The 19,290-nt window shown below is 34.2% G+C and carries 13 protein-coding genes and 1 pseudogene; 8 read left to right on the top strand and 6 right to left on the bottom strand.

Annotation, left to right across the window (positions count from 1 at the left end):
* Positions 1-218 precede the first annotated feature (218 nt).
* Positions 219-2,837 carry a TonB-dependent receptor gene (locus tag DR871_RS09150; RefSeq protein WP_113665563.1) on the top strand — a complete coding sequence of 873 codons (2,619 nt, stop codon included), beginning with the start codon at positions 219-221 and terminating at the stop codon, positions 2,835-2,837.
* Positions 2,838-3,004: 167 nt separating this feature from the next.
* Here DR871_RS09150 and DR871_RS09145 read toward each other — a convergent pair whose 3' ends face one another.
* The 4 genes from DR871_RS09145 to DR871_RS09130 form a co-directional block, all read right to left on the bottom strand.
* Positions 3,005-3,394, bottom strand: a complete 390-nt coding sequence (locus DR871_RS09145; RefSeq protein WP_113665564.1) for a DUF1398 domain-containing protein — start codon at positions 3,392-3,394, stop codon at positions 3,005-3,007.
* A 111-nt stretch (positions 3,395-3,505) separates the two neighbouring features.
* Entirely contained in the window at positions 3,506-4,195 is a 690-nt protein-coding gene (locus DR871_RS09140) for a DUF2461 domain-containing protein (protein ID WP_113665565.1), read from the bottom strand.
* A 154-nt stretch (positions 4,196-4,349) separates the two neighbouring features.
* Positions 4,350-4,760 (bottom strand): DUF5004 domain-containing protein, encoded by a 411-nt coding sequence (locus DR871_RS09135; protein ID WP_113665566.1) that lies wholly within the window; start codon positions 4,758-4,760, stop codon positions 4,350-4,352.
* A gap of 200 nt (positions 4,761-4,960) precedes the next feature.
* On the bottom strand, positions 4,961-5,911 hold the full coding sequence (locus DR871_RS09130; RefSeq protein WP_113665567.1) for a C1 family peptidase: 951 nt from the start codon (positions 5,909-5,911) through the stop codon (positions 4,961-4,963).
* Positions 5,912-6,566: 655 nt separating this feature from the next.
* On the opposite strand from DR871_RS09130, the gene dnaK reads away from it, so the two are divergent.
* The 3 genes and pseudogenes from dnaK to DR871_RS09115 form a co-directional block, all read left to right on the top strand.
* Entirely contained in the window at positions 6,567-8,453 is a 1,887-nt protein-coding gene (dnaK, locus tag DR871_RS09125) for a molecular chaperone DnaK (RefSeq protein WP_113665568.1), read from the top strand.
* A gap of 167 nt (positions 8,454-8,620) precedes the next feature.
* The gene (locus DR871_RS09120; RefSeq protein ID WP_129752536.1) at positions 8,621-9,220 is read left to right on the top strand and encodes a hypothetical protein; all 600 of its coding nucleotides are present in this window, start codon (positions 8,621-8,623) and stop codon (positions 9,218-9,220) included.
* Positions 9,221-9,246: 26 nt separating this feature from the next.
* Positions 9,247-9,651: pseudogene (locus DR871_RS09115) on the top strand (Hsp70 family protein); the annotation flags it as partial.
* A 79-nt stretch (positions 9,652-9,730) separates the two neighbouring features.
* Here the strand turns inward: DR871_RS09115 and DR871_RS09110 are convergent.
* Positions 9,731-10,642 carry a Brp/Blh family beta-carotene 15,15'-dioxygenase gene (locus DR871_RS09110; protein ID WP_113665571.1) on the bottom strand — a complete coding sequence of 304 codons (912 nt, stop codon included), beginning with the start codon at positions 10,640-10,642 and terminating at the stop codon, positions 9,731-9,733.
* Positions 10,643-10,751: 109 nt separating this feature from the next.
* Here DR871_RS09110 and DR871_RS09105 point away from each other — a divergent pair, with 109 nt between their 5' ends.
* On the top strand, positions 10,752-11,477 hold the full coding sequence (locus DR871_RS09105) for a bacteriorhodopsin-like (RefSeq protein ID WP_113665572.1): 726 nt from the start codon (positions 10,752-10,754) through the stop codon (positions 11,475-11,477).
* 363 nt (positions 11,478-11,840) lie between these two features.
* Here the strand turns inward: DR871_RS09105 and DR871_RS09100 are convergent, their stop codons facing one another.
* A complete protein-coding gene (locus tag DR871_RS09100; RefSeq protein ID WP_207209804.1) occupies positions 11,841-14,402 on the bottom strand; it encodes a zinc-dependent metalloprotease in 2,562 nt (853 codons plus the stop codon).
* A gap of 352 nt (positions 14,403-14,754) precedes the next feature.
* On the opposite strand from DR871_RS09100, the gene corA reads away from it, so the two are divergent.
* The 3 genes from corA to DR871_RS09085 all read left to right on the top strand — a co-directional run bounded on the left by corA (position 14,755) and on the right by DR871_RS09085 (position 19,244).
* A complete protein-coding gene (gene corA, locus DR871_RS09095; RefSeq protein ID WP_113665574.1) occupies positions 14,755-15,825 on the top strand; it encodes a magnesium/cobalt transporter CorA in 1,071 nt (356 codons plus the stop codon).
* Between the two features lie 54 nt (positions 15,826-15,879).
* The gene (gene pta, locus DR871_RS09090; RefSeq protein WP_113665575.1) at positions 15,880-17,973 is read left to right on the top strand and encodes a phosphate acetyltransferase; all 2,094 of its coding nucleotides are present in this window, start codon (positions 15,880-15,882) and stop codon (positions 17,971-17,973) included.
* An 86-nt stretch (positions 17,974-18,059) separates the two neighbouring features.
* Positions 18,060-19,244, top strand: coding sequence for an acetate/propionate family kinase (locus DR871_RS09085; protein WP_113665576.1), 1,185 nt, complete (start codon positions 18,060-18,062; stop codon positions 19,242-19,244).
* The last annotated feature ends 46 nt before the right edge of the window (positions 19,245-19,290 follow it).

The following is a 19,290-nucleotide window of genomic DNA, read 5'->3' as shown; positions in this document are numbered from 1 at the left end:
CTTAAAGCTATTTAGCGAGCTAATAATTGATAGTTGTGATTCTTTATCGGAAAAAAAATAACAGTTAACTTTTTTAAGAACAATCACTTAGTGCCATTTATTTTAAATTTCTGTCGTTTCATAAGTGAAACTTTAGATTAATCTTGATTTTTAAGATTTTTTTAAGAAAAAAAAGTAAATTTACTTTCTAGACTATATTAAAAAAACAAAAAAAAATTATGAGATTTAACCAATTTATTTTAGCCGCATTATTTATCTTAATAGGTACTGCAGCTGTAAATGCACAAACAATTAAAGGGATTGTGACGGACGAGAATGGGCAAGCGCTACCATATTCTAATGTAATAGACAAAGTGACATCACAAGGAGTAACCACTGACGGTAATGGTAATTTTGAAATTAAGGTAAAGAGTTTGCCAGTTACTTTAATTGCAAAATATGTGGGTTACCAAAATCAAAATATTGAAGTAACCAATGCTGATGTTGCCATTGTTTTTAAACTTAATCCTAATAACAGTTTAGATGAAGTAGTTGTTACTGGAAATAGATCAAAAGTACGCAGTGTTTTAAACTCTGCTGTGCCAATCGATAAACTTTATGCGGAAGATCTTAAATCTAGCGGACAGGTTACATTTGATAAAATGTTAGCCTATAAAATCCCTTCTTTTAATTCTAGTAGTCAGGCTATCTCTGATGCTACGGCTCACTTTGACCCAGCAGATTTGCGTGGATTAGGACCCAGTCGTACGTTAGTTTTGGTAAACGGAAAAAGAAAAAATCAAAGTGCTTTAGTTTATATCAATGACACGCCTGGTAAAGGAGAGGTAGGAACAGATATGAAAAGTATTCCTTTTTCAGCAATCGAAAGAGTTGAGGTTTTGCGCGATGGAGCCTCTTCTCAGTATGGTTCTGATGCTATTGCCGGAGTAGTGAATATTATACTTAAAAAGCAAACTAACTTTACCGAAGTGAGTCTTACTTCAGGAATAACTTCGCAAGGGGACGGTTTCAATTTTGGAGCTGATCTTAATTCAGGATTTAAAATTGCTGACAAAGGTTTTGTGAATTTCAATCTTTCTTATTTGGATCAAAAGAAAACGAACAGAGCAGGGAAACCAGGAAAAGATGATTTGTTTGGAGTAGCTGCAAATGATGCACAATGGGGAGATTGGTTAAGCAGAAATCCTGACTTGGGGATGACTATCGGACAGCCAGATTCTAAAATGGGAGCTTTGGTGGTTAATGCTGAATATCCTCTTTCTGACCTCACAACGATTTATGCTTTCGGGGATGTAAATGTTAGAAAAGGAACGAGTTTTGCTTTGTATAGAACTCCTTACTGGGTTTCAGACCCTAACAATTTATTACACGATGCAGGTACGACTTATAATGGATTCCAACCTACCTTCAACACGGATGTATTTGATAACCTGGGGTCTATTGGGATAAAATCAACTTTGTTTGGTTTTAATTCAGATTTCAGTTTAACAGCGGGTTCTAATAAAGTAGATTACACAGTAGGGAATTCCTTGAATGTATCTCTGGGCGCTAACAGTCCTACTGAATTTAATACTGGTGGATATACTTTTAGTCAGTTGGTGGGTAATGCTGATTTTAGCAGAACATTTGATAAAGTTACTTTTGGTTTTGGAACAGAATTAAGAAGAGAACAATTTGAAGCTAGAGCAGGCCAAGAGGAGTCATACGTTGGTGGAGGTGCGCAGTCGTTTCCTGGGTTACAACCGGCAAATGCATTGAAAAAAGACCGCAGCAACGTTGGGGTTTATACTACATTAGACTATGATGTTTCTGAGGCTTTCTTGATTGGAGGATCTTTACGATACGAGAACTATTCAGATTTTGGTGATAATTTTTCTTGGAAAGTGAATTCTCGTTACAAATTAAATAGTGATATTGTTGTAAGAGGGTCTTTCAGTACAGGATTTAGAGCACCGGCATTACACCAGATTTATTTGAGTAATATTCAAACCCTTGTATCAGGAGGTACGGTTTCTAATCAAGGGACTTTTAACAATGTGGATCCAGCAGTGATTGGATTAGGAGTTCCTAAGTTACATGCTGAGCAATCACAAAATGCATCAACAGGGATTACTTTTAGATCAGGTGCTAATTTTTCTGCTTCTGTTGATTTCTACCATATAAAAGTGAAAGACCGTGTTTTGTTTTCAGGAGAAGTTGGATTTGACGGTGATAATTCAACAACTAACCCAGTCGAAGCAGTGTTAATTGCTAATGATATAACAAGCATGAAGTTTTTTATCAACGCAGTGAATACTATAACTAAAGGTGTTGATGTTGTTTTGAATTATAAAAACCTTGCAATTGGGAACGGTAAATTAGGATTTAGCTTGGCATCAAATATTGCTTCTACTAAAATTGATGGACAAATTGCAACACCAGCTATTTTGAAGGCTAACGGATATGACATTTTCAACCGTAAAGAGCAAGGTAGAATTCTAAGTGCAAGACCTAATACAAAGGTATTGTTAGGAACCAATTATGATTTGAAGAAAGCAAGTCTTATTTTTAATAACACTTATTTTGGTGAAGTTACTTGGCAACACGCTACAGACATCTCAAAAGATCAAACTTTTGCAGGAAAAGTTATTACGGATTTAGGAATTGCTTATAAATTCACAAATACAATATCTGCTAATGTGATGGTAAACAATTTATTCAATGTTTATCCAGACAAAATAGACACTAAAGGGGATGTGGTTACTGACTTGGGAGGTCGTTTTAAATATCCTTGGGAAGTAAATCAATTTGGGTTTAATGGAACCACTTTTTCAGCAGGACTAAACTTTAAGTTTTAAAAGGCAGTAAAAACTTAGCATAAAAAAACGGGATTTATTCCCGTTTTTTTTATGATTAAGTTTAACTGATTGCTGCCGTAGTATTTATTTTAATAATTGAATGGGGTAGTACTATATTTCAGTTATAGTTGTATGACTAGTAATTGAAAATTAGACAACTCAAAAAATTAAACCGGAATTTTTTCTATCACAATGGGATCCTCTGCAGAGGTAAGATAAGTGCAGGTCATCTCGATGATATCAATACGCGACTTGGCAATACCACATTGCGCAGCTTGTTGGCAAAAAGTATAATAGTCGGTTTGACCGCTTTCATGAGTAACCAGATATTCAATGAAGCGTTCCTTATTTGCAGTGCCAGCGATCAATAATTGATCGTATTTTGCATCGGTGCTTACTTCATGATTAGTATCTCCATAATAAATGACACGACCGTCTGTAACATGAGTGTCATATCCTTTTATACCTAATTCAATTAATTCCTGTATGTAATTTTTAAAATCAATTTCTGTATGTACTTTATCATACGCTTGTTTGATTTGTGCTAGGGTAAACATATTTTTTAATTTTATTTTTTATTTAGTTTGTGGCTACAGCTTGCAAATATACGCGATATGCAAAAATAAGTTGGACCGCTCTGACTTTGATTTTGTTTGCAACTTGCTATTTTAAACTTTAATTTCACCATTCAAATCAGTTGTAAGTACAACACTCAAATGGTCAAAAAAGGGGCGTACCGATTTAAAAATTTCATTTACATTGTGGACAAATCTTGGATCAATGACTTCTTGATCTGTAAAATTATATCTCAAAATAAATTGTTTATGGCGAATTAGATCTATGGCTTCATGGTCTTTAGGGAAGCCTTTTGGAAAAGTGGGAACGGTGCTGCCTGTCAGCTCTACAAAGTTATCTTTGATAGGTTTTGAATCTAAAATTTTGCGCCAATCTTTAAAGTTCAGCTCAATATCCTTTCGTATTCTTTTTAGGTCTTCTGGATTAGGGGAGAAAAAACCACAAGCCAAATAATTATTACCGGGTTCTATGTTCATATAATAGCCTCCTCTTTTTAATTTAGTAGCTCGTTGTAAACTGAATGCAAATCGAGGTTTGTAAGGGGATTTATCTTTACTGAACCGGACATCATTATAAATACGATATAGGCTTTTTTTTCCAGATTCATTTTCAATGGCATCATGAGTATTCATTAGGAGTATGAGTTGGTCAATAAAGGCAATAATATTACTTTGTGCCGAAATATAAGTCTCCTTATTTTCAGCAAACCATTCTCGATTGTTATTTGTTGCCAAGGTTTCCAAAAAAGTAAGGCTGCTGGCAAGTATACGTGAATCTTCCATTTTTAATGTGTATTCTGATTATTGACCTTTGTGTTAGCGGGCACGGATAGCAAATTTGTGCAATCTGGATTTGCCGAAACATGGCAGATAAAATACTATTTTTCCATTAAGCCTAATGCCCAAATTCATTGTAATAGCTTTTGTACTAACTTTTTTAAACTTTTTGTACTTCTAAATCAAGTTCTGTTTCGCTTAAATGGAAAATTATTTTACCATTTACTTCAGCTACAATTATTTTTAAAATATTGTATCCATCAGATTGATTACCAATACTAATAACATAATTATTTTTGTTTAATTTCCATTTAGAATTATTGGTCATATTTGTGAACATTGAAAATAACTTTGAATTGTCAGCTGTTGTTAGTTTAAAATCTGAATTCTCCTTAAATTCAAATATTGCGGTATTAAAACTTTTAACAATATCTTTTAGGTTAGGATTCTCAATCTTTTTCAAAACTTTAATCACTTTCCATTTTCCAATTATGTTTTCTTGAGTGATTTCTTGAGAAATTATATGATTGGAAAACAGTAAGATTGATAAGATAAAAAGATATTTTTTCATTATTTTTTGGTTAGGTTATTGTTTAATAGATTCTTGGACTTTTAGTTTTCTAGCAAACTGTCGCACGGCTTGCAAATACGCGCTATCGGGTTTGCTCTTTTTCTTTTGTTCGTCAAAATAACTATAAATTCGATATAAATCCAGATATTAGAAACCCATGTATAAACTAAAAAAAATATTGGAGATAGAACTTTATATATTTAAACCCAGATACCGTATCCTTCGCAAAATGCTGCCGCAACATAATCGTTAGATGCATAAGCATAACCATTATCTCCCCAATCAGTACCCCAACTGTTGCGAATGATAAAATGATTTTTAGTATAACCTACAATGGCAATTGCGTGTCCTGTATCTGGAACAACTGTTGTTAAATCATAAAAATCCAGTTTTCCGCCATTATCGTAGTTTCTAAAGTTCCAGTCGGTATCAGTCATTGCTATTATTGGGCCAATACTTGCTAACCACATTCTAAGATGATCTAAATTGACATCGTATTCCTTGATAATGCTGTAATAACTATTAATAGAAAATAGTGAAGCGATCGAATAGAAAGTTTCAGCATCCATTTGTGGATCAGTTATTCTTCCACCAAATGGAAGGTGTTTTTCCAGAACAGCACCATACTTCTTTAAAACATTTAAAGCACCTTTAAGCGGTGTGCCTGAATTTTCAATAAAAGTTTCAGGATAGGTTACAAAATTATCAGTCTCTTTTGCAGCCATCCAAGTAAATTGTACAGAAAGCCTTTCTGTTTCGTTTATTTTCTTAGCTCTTACTAAATGCCATCTCAATAATGAATCTGTAGCAGCCCATGCAGTGCAAGAACCTGTATGATTTTGATCACCTATTTCCCACCAATTATTACCTGTTCGTAAATCTATTTCTTCGGGGAAATCATGTTTTACAATGCCATTAACTATTGCATGTATAATGGTCCAATCATTTTCTTTTTCTCTTGATCTAACACAGTGGGCAATTGGTTTTTTTATTGTTTCTTCTACAAATCCTCTTGTTTTTTCTTTTAAACTGTCTTCAGTTTTTCCTCCTACTCTGCCTCCTGCTACATTGCTTTTCCCGCCTCTTGTTCCACCTTTTCCTCCAGATGTTCCACCTTTTCCACCTGAATTCCCTGCTATTCTTTCAGACATATAATTTATTTAAGGGTTAAAATAGTTGCTCATTTTAGGCTGAAATTTTGAGCCAGTTTTATAACTTGACTAATAACGAGCAGTACTATTTTTTTGTAGTAAATGTAGGTGATTTTTTCTTTTTTGAGAATGATTTGAGAGGATTATTACAAAAGTTCAATTCACTGAAATAATGTTTCTCCTTTACTCAAAGAGATTCTTACAGATTTTATGTATTAGCTTTTATTTTTCCTATTTAGATTTACCGGTACTGATTTTGACCCTTTATGTTTACTTTTTAAATCTCGGGAATTTATTAAATTGGATTTTTTTGAAAGTACTAATAAAATTAGTAATTCCAAAAATGTGATTTAATCCTAAATGCCCTAGCCCCGATAGCAGCGGCATCTTTTTTTTTAAAAAAAGAAAAGATTTAGCGAATAGCGGGAAACAGCTCCTAAAATAAATACAAGCTTCGGATGTGCTTAGTGTCATAGTAAGAATGACAATTCATAGAACAATGACAGTGGACCTAAAATGTCATCTTGTCAGATTTTTTTCCGCCAATTTTAATATAAACTGACATTTTATTAGTGGGTTTTGTATTGGCACAAAGATTGACTTATCGACTTCGAGTCATTAAAACAAGTATACAATAAAATTAAATATATTAAAAATGGGTAAAATAATCGGAATTGATTTAGGTACGACCAACTCTTGTGTTTCTGTAATGGAAGGTAATGAAGCAGTTGTTATTCCTAATGCAGAAGGAAAAAGAACAACACCATCTATCATCGCTTTTGTTGAAGGTGGCGAAATTAAAGTAGGAGATCCTGCGAAAAGACAAGCGGTAACTAATCCAACTAAGACTATTGCTTCTATCAAACGTTTTATGGGACAAGGTTTTGGTGAAGTTTCGGCTGAAGCAAAAAGAGTTTCATACAAAATTGTAAAAGGGGACAACAATACACCACGTGTGGATATTGATGGTCGTTTATACTCTGCTCAAGAATTGTCAGCAATGACACTTCAAAAAATGAAAAAAACTGCTGAAGACTATTTAGGTCAAACAGTTACTGAAGCAGTTATTACAGTTCCTGCTTACTTTAATGATGCACAACGTCAAGCGACTAAAGAAGCTGGTGAAATTGCAGGTCTTAAAGTTATGCGTATCATCAATGAGCCTACTGCTGCTGCACTAGCTTACGGATTGGATAAAAAAGGAACTGATCAAAAAATTGCTGTTTACGATTTAGGTGGAGGTACATTTGATATTTCTGTTCTTGAATTAGGAGACGGAGTTTTCGAAGTATTGTCTACAAACGGTGATACTCACTTAGGTGGAGATGATTTTGACCACGAAATTATTGACTGGTTAGCTGCTGATTTCTTAGCTGAAGAAGGTATTGACTTACGTCTTGATCCAATGTCATTGCAACGTTTGAAAGAAGCTGCTGAGAAAGCAAAAATTGAATTGTCTTCTTCTGCAGAAACTGAAATCAACTTGCCATACGTTACGGCTACAGCTTCAGGACCAAAACACTTAGTGAAAAAATTATCTAGAGCTCAATTTGAAAAATTAACTGATTCTTTAGTTAAACGTTCTATGGCACCAGTTGCTAGAGCCTTGAAAGATGCAGGTTTATCTGTTTCTGATATTGACGAAGTTATCCTTGTGGGAGGTTCTACTCGTATGCCAAGAATTGCTGAAGAGGTTGAAAAATTCTTTGGTAAAAAAGCGTCTAAAGGAGTTAACCCTGATGAGGTTGTTGCAATTGGAGCAGCTATTCAAGGTGGAGTTCTTTCTGGAGATGTAAAAGATGTATTGTTATTAGACGTTACACCTTTATCTTTAGGTATCGAAACTATGGGTGGAGTTATGACTACATTAATTGAGTCTAACACAACTATTCCAACTAAAAAATCTCAAGTTTTCTCAACTGCTGCTGATTCTCAACCAACTGTTGAACTACACGTTCTTCAAGGAGCTAGAGCAATGGCTGCTGATAACAAAACTATTGGTCGTTTCAACTTAGATGGTATTCCACCAGCACCAAGAGGAGTTCCTCAAATTGAAGTAACTTTTGATATTGATGCTAATGGTATCATCAAAGTTTCTGCAACTGACAAAGGAACTGGAAAATCTCACGATATCCGTATCGAAGCTTCTTCTGGATTAACTTCTGAAGAAATCGAAAGAATGAAACAAGATGCTGAAGCTAATGCTGAGTCTGACAAAGTTTTAAGAGCTAAAGCGGAGAAAATTAATGAGGCTGACTCAATGATTTTCCAAACTGAAACTCAATTGAAAGAACTTGGAGCTAAATTAGCTGATGATCATAAAGTTGCTGTAGAATATGCATTAACTGAATTGAGAATGGCTCACCAATCTCAAGATGTTCCTGCAATTCAAACGGCTCTTGACAACATCAATGCTGCTTGGAAAACTGCTACTGAAGCAATGTACGCTCAAGGAGAACAAGGTCAAGGTGAAGCACAACCTCAAGGGGATGCTGCTCAAGGAGACAATGTTGAAGACGTTGAATTCGAAGAAGTAAAATAATTATCCGTAGAGATGCACTGCGGTGCATTTTTACGATTGATTTAGAAAACCGTTCGCCATTGGTGAACGGTTTTTTTTGTGGAATTTATTTTTGTTTAAATAGGGATGCGCCTATTTTGTATCAAATATTATTGTACTTTTCAATCTCTTTGAAATCCAAATCAATTATGAAAAAAACAATTTTACTTCTTGTTATGGCATTTTGTTGTACGGCTCTTTTCAGTCAGACCAATAAATCCAAAAAATCAACAGCTTCATCCATTCTTGCAAAATCAGAGAATGTTTCTGCGGAAATGATTAAGAATAAATTTTATTTGTTTATCACGAATAAAGGAGCCAAAAAAGACACGATTTTATTGAAAAGTTTTGAGGTAGATAAGTTGCCATTAGAATGTAAAATTGAACCCTTTACGACCAAAGGAACTCCTTTGCATAAAATAACGTGGCAGGAAAAAAAGACGGCGCAAAGCAAATTAAAAACAGAGGCTGCAGTGACTACCGTTTCTGTAATTTGTGACATAGTTTCTAAAACAAAAGTGCTGACGAATGAACAAACAACTACAAAAATAACTGAAATACATTTTTTGGATGATAAGCAAACGGTTTCTGAAACAATAGACCGAATTCGAAATGAAGGTTTTGAATGTATTGTAAATAAAGCAGGAGATGTGGTATTGAAAAATAAAGGAAAGGAAAATAAAATGATTTACGTTCCTGCGGATAAGAAGTTTGTATTCGCTTCTGCTGGACCAGCTAAGAAAAAATAATAAGTTTAGTTTTAAAATTTAGCCTGATTCGTTTCAGCAATGAGTCGGGTTTAGCAGCTGAAGAAATCGAAAGAATGAAAAAAGAGGCAGAAGCTAATGCTGATTCTGACAAATTTTTAAGAGAAAGAACAGAAAAATGGAACGAAGCAGACGGAATGATTTTCCAAACTGAAACTCAATTGAAAGAAGTAGGTTCTAAATTAACTGATGAAAACAAAGTTGCTGTAGCATATGCATTGACTGAATTGAGAATGGCGCACCAATCTCAAGACATTCCTGCAATTTTAACGGCTCTTGACAACATCAACGCTGCTTGGAAAAAAGCAACCGAAGCAATGTATGCTCAAGGAGAACTAGGGGATGCTCAACCTCAAGGGGATGCTACTCAAGGAGACAATGTTGAAGACGTTGAATTCGAAGATGTAAAATAATAATTCCCTGTAGAGACGGACTGTTGCCCGTCTTTATTGTTAATTTAGAAAATCGTTTACCAACGGTGAACGGTTTTTTTTATGCTTCTTTATTTTTGATTTGCTTTTCGTTACCACGGAACATTTCTGTTATTACTGCCGCATGTGGAAAGGTTATGGCGGCCAAAAAGGAGAAAAACAAAGCATTAAACAATTGTTCCTCTTTACATATATAGTAGATCAGTGTAATTCCTACTATAGATAGTAACCAATAAATCCCTGCCGCTTTACAATAAGCAAAAAAATATTTTATTGAAAAGGAACCATTCAAAAATTTAATTTGGTCAATTATTGAAGGAATGCTGTGCCATAAAACAAAATAAATGGCAAATCCCCAAATCAGACTGGAAGACTTAAAGAGGATTGCAAATAGAAGCAAATAAAAGAATTCTAAAATTAGTTTTTTTCTGATATTTTCTGATTTCCAATACAAATATGCGCTTAAGCTAATAAAAATAATTCCTGAAACCTGCAGTATAATGGTAAAGTAACTGTCAGAAATGCTGATATTTGCAATGTTTAAAATGATATTTTGCACTTCAATTAAGTGAAAATTAAACAGTAAAAGAAGAATAACTAATCCATATATAAATTGGAATATTATTATCAGCCATTTGGGAAAGTCACGTTGTAGATTTTGCCATTGTTGTTCTCCAAAATGATAGGCACTTACAATAATGAACAGTAACAATGCAATTTGCGGAATTGTATAAAACAATAGTATGCCTGTTAGAACCACCACTACATAATACCCTAGTATTTTGAGTCCTGAATTGGACTGTTTTACAGAATTTATATTTTTTATTAAAAGTAGATCATTTGCGCCATGCAAAATCCCAAAAGTAAAAATCAAGAAGAAACCTGATACTATCTGAAGTTCAGTCGAAAGAAAAGAATCCATCCATAACCCGAAAAAGCTTGCTACAATTGCAATATTTGAATAATTTTTCATGAAATTTAATTAATGTTTAAAATTAGTTAAAAAATATTAAACAAAAAACACTTTTGTTTGTTTAACATTTTGTAGATTTGACTCAACAAAATCATTAAAATAATTATTTATGACAAATTTTATGTTTATTTCAGGACTAGTTGGGAAAATGTTGCCGACTGATTACGTAGGGTTTACTTTTTTTGTAGGCTGTATGGCTATGATGGCCGCTTCAGCATTTTTCTTTTTATCCTTAAGCCAGTTTGATAAAAAGTGGCGTACGTCAGTGTTGGTTTCTGGTTTGATAACCTTTATCGCTGCGGTGCATTATTTCTACATGAGAGATTATTGGGCTTCATTTGGGGAGTCACCAACTTTCTTTCGTTACGTTGACTGGGTGCTAACAGTGCCGTTAATGTGTTTAGAATTTTACCTAATACTAAAGGTAGCTGGAGCAAAACAGTCTTTATTATGGAAAATGATTATTTATTCAGTAATCATGTTAGTAACAGGTTACATTGGTGAAGTTATCGCACCAGAAAATGCAGCTTTATGGGGATTCATTTCCGGAGTAGCTTACTTTGCAATTGTGTATGAAATTTGGTTAGGTGAAGCCGCGAAATTAGCTGCTGCAGCTGGTGGAGAAATTCAAAAAGCACACAAAATTTTATGTTGGTTCGTACTTGTAGGATGGGCAATCTATCCATTAGGTTACATGTTAGGAACTGATGGATGGTATACAGGTCTTTTAGGTAAAGGAAGCGTTGATGCAGTTTACAACATCGCTGATGCTATCAATAAAATTGGGTTTGGATTAGTAATATACACTCTTGCTGTTAAATCTCAAAAAGATTAATTCCATTTTTATTTTTTTTAATATTTGATTAGAAAACCGGGCTAGCGATAGACCGGTTTTTTTGTGTCATTTAATGAAATAGAACACCCGACCTATTTGAAACAAGTTGGATGTTTTCATTTTATTATTGTTATTTATCTTGCAGAGACGCACTGCATTTCATCTCTACATTGTGTGTTCTTCAAGGTAGGTTTGTATAACGTACGCCTCTATGAAGTGAGATTTTTCACTGTGCGTTTTATAAACGTCATAATAACCATGCAATGTATTAGTACATTTCACATAATCCACGATGAAATAACATTCATTACAAAGCAAAAAAAAAGGGAAAATGTTGTTTGAACATTTTCCCTTTTTAATTTATTATTTAGGATCTAAAGCTTCACCAATTCTAGAAATCAAATCGAGTACATGGTATTTACTCATTCGGTCTGACATTCTAGCGGAAGACATTTTTAAATCATTTTTAAGAGAATTCAATTGGCCTCTGGCAATAGAAGGTAAATCCGTTTGTGCTAAATTTACTCTTCTGGTATTGAAACCGTACGTTACACCAACCGGAACCGATCTTACTTCTGCATTACCAGGTTTTAACATACCAATCATCTTGTCTACATACAATTTTTGAATGTTTCTGCGATACATATCAATAGAACTATTGCTTTTCAATTCAGAGAAAATTCCTTTATTCAAATCACTGATTAATTCGTCCACAGAATAATTGTCTTTACTAGCAGTTGAGGTTTCTAAAAGGCGAACCATTCTGTCACCGGCTAATAAGCTAGTTAATGTTGCATCTTGCATTCCTTTGATTGCTTCAACACCGTTTTCTGGGTTGATTTTCGAAAGGACATTTTGATCCAATAACCATTTTGGGGTGTTGAATAATTGAGTATTCAAGAATGCCACAGCGTCTTTTTGAATACTTTTTGGAACTACTTCAAATTGATTCCCAGCCATATCATAGGTTTTTGGAGAATCATAAATTCCACCCACGTTTTTAGTTACGTGTCCCATGTATCTTCGGAATTGTCCTGTAAGCGCGCTGTAAAGCTCGTCTAATTCAGTATAACTTTGACCATCTTCTTTAGTCCATTCTAATAAATTAGGAAGTATTCTTTTCAGGTTTTTAATTCCGTATTCAGAAGCTCTCATCGCATTATCACCAATATCTTCCGTTTGATATCTTGGATCATAAGGACTGGATTCCGTACCAAACCACAAACGATTGTTTTTATATGCTTCCTTAGTCATTTCATTCAATAATGCTTTTTCCTGTGCTTCATTTTTAGTGTCTTCAAAATAAGAATATCCCCATTTGATAGCCCATTTATCATAATCTCCAATTCTTGGAAACAAAGCCGTAACACCATCTTCTGGTTGTGCAACATAGTTGAAACGCGCATAATCCATAATAGATGAAGTATGTCCATTTTTCTCTTGGTAGTCTTTATCTCTCAATTTCTCAACCGGAGTTGCAGAACTCGCACCCATATTGTGACGTAATCCTAACGTGTGTCCAACTTCATGTGAAGCAACAAAACGAATTAATTCTCCCATTAATTTGTCATCAAACTTTTTCGATCTTGCCGCTGGATCAACCGCTGCCGTTTGAATCAAATACCAGTTTCTTAAAAGACTCATGATATTATGGTACCAACCAATGTGGCTTTCTAAAATTTCACCGCTTCTTGGATCGTGAACATTAGGACCATAAGCATTTAGAATTTCGGCAGCAAAATATCTTAAAACAGAAAAACGCGCATCTTCCAAACTCATTGTTGGATCATTTTCCGGCCAATATTCACCACGAATGGCATTTTTCCAACCTGCTGCTTCAAATGCGATTTGCCAATCGTCAATTCCTTGTTTGATGAATTTTTTCCATTTTTCCGGAGTGGCGGGGTCAATGTAGTATACAATTGGTTTCAAAGGCTCAATCAATTCACCCTTTTTTTGTTTTTGGGCATCTTCAGCAGATTTCGGTTCTAAGCGCCATCTTACCGCAAATACTTTGGTATCAGATTTTTGAGATTCTTCCTCGAATACATCATATTGGTTTGCAAAATAACCTACACGAGCATCAAATTCTCTTTTGCGCATCGGATTTTTTGGCAATAAAATCATAGAAGTATTCATTTCTACTGTAATCACACCTGCATCTAAAGCCGAAGGCAAATCAACTCCAATTTTTGGAGTAGGTGAAGTATTGATTTTTGGTGGCGTTGTCGTAAAGGTTTTTACACTTCTAATTTCGGTGTTTATTGGAAAACTACTTACTTTTGAGATAAATGATCTGTCTTTTTGAAATGTCTGAATGTTTAACAGTTGCTTTTTAATTGGATCCAATGAAAAAGTTTGAACATCAGCATCGAAAGTAGTGGATAAATCTAGTACATAACCTGTGATTTTTCCAGCATCATCTTTTTTGTACGCCAGAACATCATAATTTCCAATAATTGGATCTGAAGTTGAATTTTTGACTGCTTGAGCCATTGGTTTGTCTTCATCCGGAGACATAATAACGTAGGTAATAGATCTCAATAAGATATTGTTATTCAACCCTTTTTCCCAACGAACCACTTGTCTGTTGATTTCCTCTCCACCAAAAATTCCTCCTCCGGCCGGAGTTTTAGAATATCGGGTAATGGTCATCATTTCACTTCCTAAAATAGAATCCGGAATTTCAAAAAGGTATTTGTTGTCTATTTTATGGACGTCGATTAATCCTCTTTGCGTAACTGCACTTGAATCAATTACTTTTTTGTACGGTTTGGGTTCTTTCTTAGCATCATTTGCCTTGGTATCTACTTTGGCAATAGCATTTTTCTCTGCTTTTCTTTTCTTTCTACTTTGAGCAAATGTCTCCGGAGCCGAAAAAATTAACAGAAAAACAATAAATAGAGTTAGTTTTTTTTTAAACATGTAGTGCAACATATATTGGTTAATAATTAGTTTTTAGTAAATAAATAGGAGAATCTTCTATTTATTTGCCATTAATTTTCAAATCTATTGATATATTTTTAAAATTGTATTATCCAGAAATAGAATTTTAAATAATTAACAATAATTAACAATAATTAACAATCGTTGAGTATTTATTTCTCATTGGGGCAATATGATTTTTGTCATGAAAGGAATTACTATTTCGTGTTACCTTTGCTTTTTTTAAGGAGTAAATAAAGTAATATTTTTTAATTTCATGGAATGTCAAAAGTGCCTAAAAACGATTTACTTGTAAAAGTTTTTCGTAATATTACTTCATAAATCAGTTGGGATGAGAAAAATCAAGTACAAGAAAGGGAGGAAAATGCAACCCTATAATTTAGAATATACAGGGATTCATAAAAGCAAAGATTCAGAACTGCAGTTGTTTGTTTACGATGATTTGAATCTAACGGAATATGAGGATTTTAAGGTTTCAGATTTAGACAAATATATTGATAAACAGAAAACAAATTGGATTAACATACACGGCTTGAATAATGTTGATTGGTTAAAATCTATTGGTGATTATTTTAAAATCGATAATTTTATGTTGGCTGATATTTTGAATACCACCCGAAGAACTAAACTGGAAGAATCTCATGACTTTTTGTTTTTCAATATAAAATCACTGTTGCCAGGGGAAAATTCAGATAATATTAGTGTAGAACAAATTAGTTTTTTATTGAAAGACGGCGTCTTAATTTCTTTTCAGGAAAAAAGGAGTGATTTTTTTACCCATATTCGAGAACGCATTCGAACCCATTCAGGGATTGTAAGAACTAAGAAAGCGGATTATTTGCTGTACATCCTTTTAGATGCAATTATGGAAAATTTCTTCATCACTTTAGAAAACGAAGAAGATAAAGTAGAGGAATTGATCAATCTTACGAAGCAAAGTGTAGATCCCGTAATTTTAGAAAAAATAGAGAAACACCGCGATAATTTAAACTTCTTAAAACGTTCCATTATTCCATTACGAGATTCTTTGTACGACATTAAAAGCATAAAAGACGACACGATATTTAATGCGATGGAAGCAGATAGTTTTAGTTTCTTTTCGCGATTGCATCAAAAAAGTTTAGAACTTTTGGAACAAATTGATTCTGATATGGGGTCTTTAGAAAGTGCTTCAAATTTCTTTTTTTCGGCACAAACGCATAAGATGAATGAAATTATGAAAACGTTGACCATCGTATCGGCGATATTTATTCCGCTTACTTTTATTGTTGGGATTTACGGAATGAATTTTGAATATATGCCGGAACTCAAGCGTCATTATGGCTATCACACCGTTGTTGGTGCCATGTTTTTAATAGTGATTGGAATGATTATTTATTTTAAAAAACGCCGTTGGTTTTAGAACTCAAAAAGCAATACATTCAATTGATTTGAAATTAAATTTAAAAATATATAGATGAACAAGGCCATATACATTGCAACAAGCGAGCAAAATAGTGGAAAGTCGATTATTACGTTGGGATTGATGAGTATGCTTATTGGCAAAATGGCCAAAGTAGGTTATTTTAGACCCATTGTTGAAGATTTTGAAGAAGGCGGATTTGATAACCACATTGAAACTGTGATAGGTCACTTTGGTTTAGATATTCAATTTGAAGACGCTTACGCAATTACAAAAAGTAAATTAATCAAAAAGAAGAACAAAGGAAAAATAGGAGAGGTTCTCGATTTGATTATTGAAAAATATAAGAAATTAGAAGAGCGTTTTGATTTTGTTTTGGTGGAAGGAACTGGTTTCAGTGGGGAAGGAACGGTGATTGAATTAGACATGAATGTTCTTATTGCTAAAAATCTGGGAATCCCAACGATTATTGTTGGTTCTGGAGTAGGCAAAACACTGGAAGAATTATTGGACAGTTTGTATCTTGCTTACGATTCATTTAAAGTGAAGGACGTGGAGGTATTAGCCGTAATATCTAACAAAGTACAACATGAAAATATAGACATAGTAACTACTGGTTTACGCAAAAGTTTGCCTCATAGCGTGATGGTGAATACGATTCCTTTAATCCATAATTTGAATAATCCGACGGTACAGGAAATAGTAAAGGAGTTGGATGCTAAAGTTTTATTTGGCTCGGCACACTTGAACAACCAAACCGGAAATTTCAGTGTTGGCGCCATGCAATTGTGTAATTATTTGTTGCATCTGAAAGAGAATAGCCTGGTGATTACTCCTGGAGACAGAGCCGATATTATTTTAGGAGCTTTACAAGCTAATGAATCCGTGAATTATCCAACTATTTCCGGAATTGTTTTGACAGGGAATATCTTGCCGGAGATTAGTATTTTGAAATTGATTGAAGGACTTTCGACTATTGTTCCAATTATTGCCGTGGAAGAAGGGACGTATTTCATCACCAATAAAATAGGATCCATTAAATCTAAAATTTATGCAAATAACAAGCAGAAGATTGAAATTTCGATTACTACTTTCGAAAAATATGTCGACTTAGATAACTTGGCTGAAAAGCTCATTACTTTTGAGGCTGATGGAATGACGCCAAAAATGTTTCAGTATAATTTGGTTAAAAGAGCCAGACAACACAGGAAACACATTGTCCTGCCGGAAGGGAATGACGATAGAATTATTATGGCAGCTTCCCGTTTATTAGAAATGGATGTAGTGGATATTTCGATTATTGGCAACAAGAAACAAATAGAAAGTAAGGTTGCGGAATTAGGATTGTTTTTTGATTTTTCCAAAGTGCAAATCATTAATCCGATTGAATCCGAGCATTATGACGACTACGTAAACACGTATTATGAGTTGCGAAAAGCGAAAAATGTTACGTTAGGAATGGCGAAAGATTTGATGGAAGATGTTTCGTATTTTGGAACGATGATGGTTTACAAAGGAGATGCTGACGGAATGGTTTCTGGCGCTGCACATACTACGCAACATACTATTTTACCGGCGTTGCAATTCATTAAAACAAAACCCAATTCATCAGTGGTTTCCTCAATATTTTTCATGTGTTTAGAGGACAGAGTTTCAGTTTTTGGAGATTGTGCCATTAATCCAAATCCTACCGCGGAACAACTGGCAGAAATTGCCATTTCATCTGCGGATTCCAGTTTAGCTTTTGGTATTGAACCAAAAATCGCTATGCTTTCGTATTCTTCGGGTTCTTCCGGAAAAGGAGATGAAGTGGATAAAGTGCGAACTGCAACTGAAATAGTGAGAAAAAAACGCCCAGATTTAAAAATCGAAGGTCCTATTCAATACGATGCTGCCGTTGATATGGCCGTTGGTAAAAGTAAAATGCCAAATTCAGAAGTGGCAGGACAAGCCAGCGTTTTGATTTTTCCAGATTTAAATACAGGAAATAATACCTATAAAGCGGTTCAAAGAGAAACGGGTGCATTAGCAATTGGTCCGATGTTACAGGGATTGAACAAGCCGGTTAATGATTTAAGCCGCGGTTGTACCGTAGATGATATTATAAATACAGTCGTGATTACGGCGATTCAAGCACAAGGATTATAGCTTTTTAATTTAAAGATTGAAATATTTAATGATTTTAAAATTAATCTTTTAATACTTCAATTGTTTAATCTTTTAATGAAACTTAAATGAAAATAGTAATAATAAACTCAGGAAGTTCTTCTATAAAATACCAGTTAATTGACATGCCTTCTTGCGAAGTTATTTGCTCTGGGATGATTGACAGAATAGGATTAGAGACTTCAAATTTGAGCTATGAAACTCAAAAAAATAAAATTGAGGAATCGATGCCAATTCCCAATCATAAAATAGGGTTAGAAAAAATCGCTCGTTTATTGATGGATGAAAGAGTAGGTGTGATTAAAAGCACGCTCGAAATTGATGCTGTTGGTCATCGTGTTGTTCACGGAGGTGCTGGTTTTTCAGATACCACCATCATCAACAAAAAGGTAAAAGATAAAATAAAACAACTTTTTGAATTGGCACCATTGCACAATCCTGCTAATTTTGAAGGAATAATTGTAGCGGAAGAAATCTTTGGCACTGCTAAACAAGTAGCTGTTTTTGACACGGCATTTCACCAAACAATTCCAGTTGTGGCTTATAAATATGCCTTGCCTAATTATCTTTTGACCGAAAATAAAATTCGAGTTTACGGTTTTCACGGTACAAGCCACAAATATGTTTCTGAAAAAGCGATCAAGTTTTTACAAAACAGCTCTAAAATTATCACTATACATTTAGGTAATGGATGCAGTATGGCGGCTATAAAAGATGGGAAAAGTATCGATACTACACTCGGTTTTGGACCAATGAATGGTTTGATTATGGGAACTCGTAGTGGAGATGTCGATCAATCAGTTATATTTTATATGGTCAATTCATTGGGTTATTCCCTTGCCGATGTCAACACGATGTTGCAAAAACAAAGCGGAATGCTTGGACTTACCGGTTTTAGTGATTTAAGAGATATTGAATCTCAAGCCGGACAAGGAAATAAAGATTGTCAAATGGCATTGGCAATGAATGCGTACCGAATCAAGAAATATATAGGTTCTTATACAGCTGCTTTAAATGGTTTGGATGCGATTATTTTTACAGCTGGAATTGGAGAAAATTCTTCTTACATGCGAAAATTAGTTTGTACTGATATGGAGTATTTTGGAATTGAACTTGATGATTCTAAAAATGATATGCGTTCGAAAGAAATTCGGGAAATCAATACTTTGGAATCCAAAACTAAAATAGTAGTTATTCCCACTAATGAAGAGATTGAAATTGCCAATCAAGTCTTTGAATTACTGATAAACTAAGAAAATAAAAAACCCGAAGGAGCTTCTGAATTCAGAGGCTTTTTTT

It is taken from the genome of Flavobacterium petrolei (assembly GCF_003314435.2).
Lineage (GTDB): Bacteria > Bacteroidota > Bacteroidia > Flavobacteriales > Flavobacteriaceae > Flavobacterium > Flavobacterium petrolei.
The sequence above is the reverse complement of the archived record's forward strand: the minus strand, read 5'-3'. Positions and strand labels throughout refer to the sequence as shown.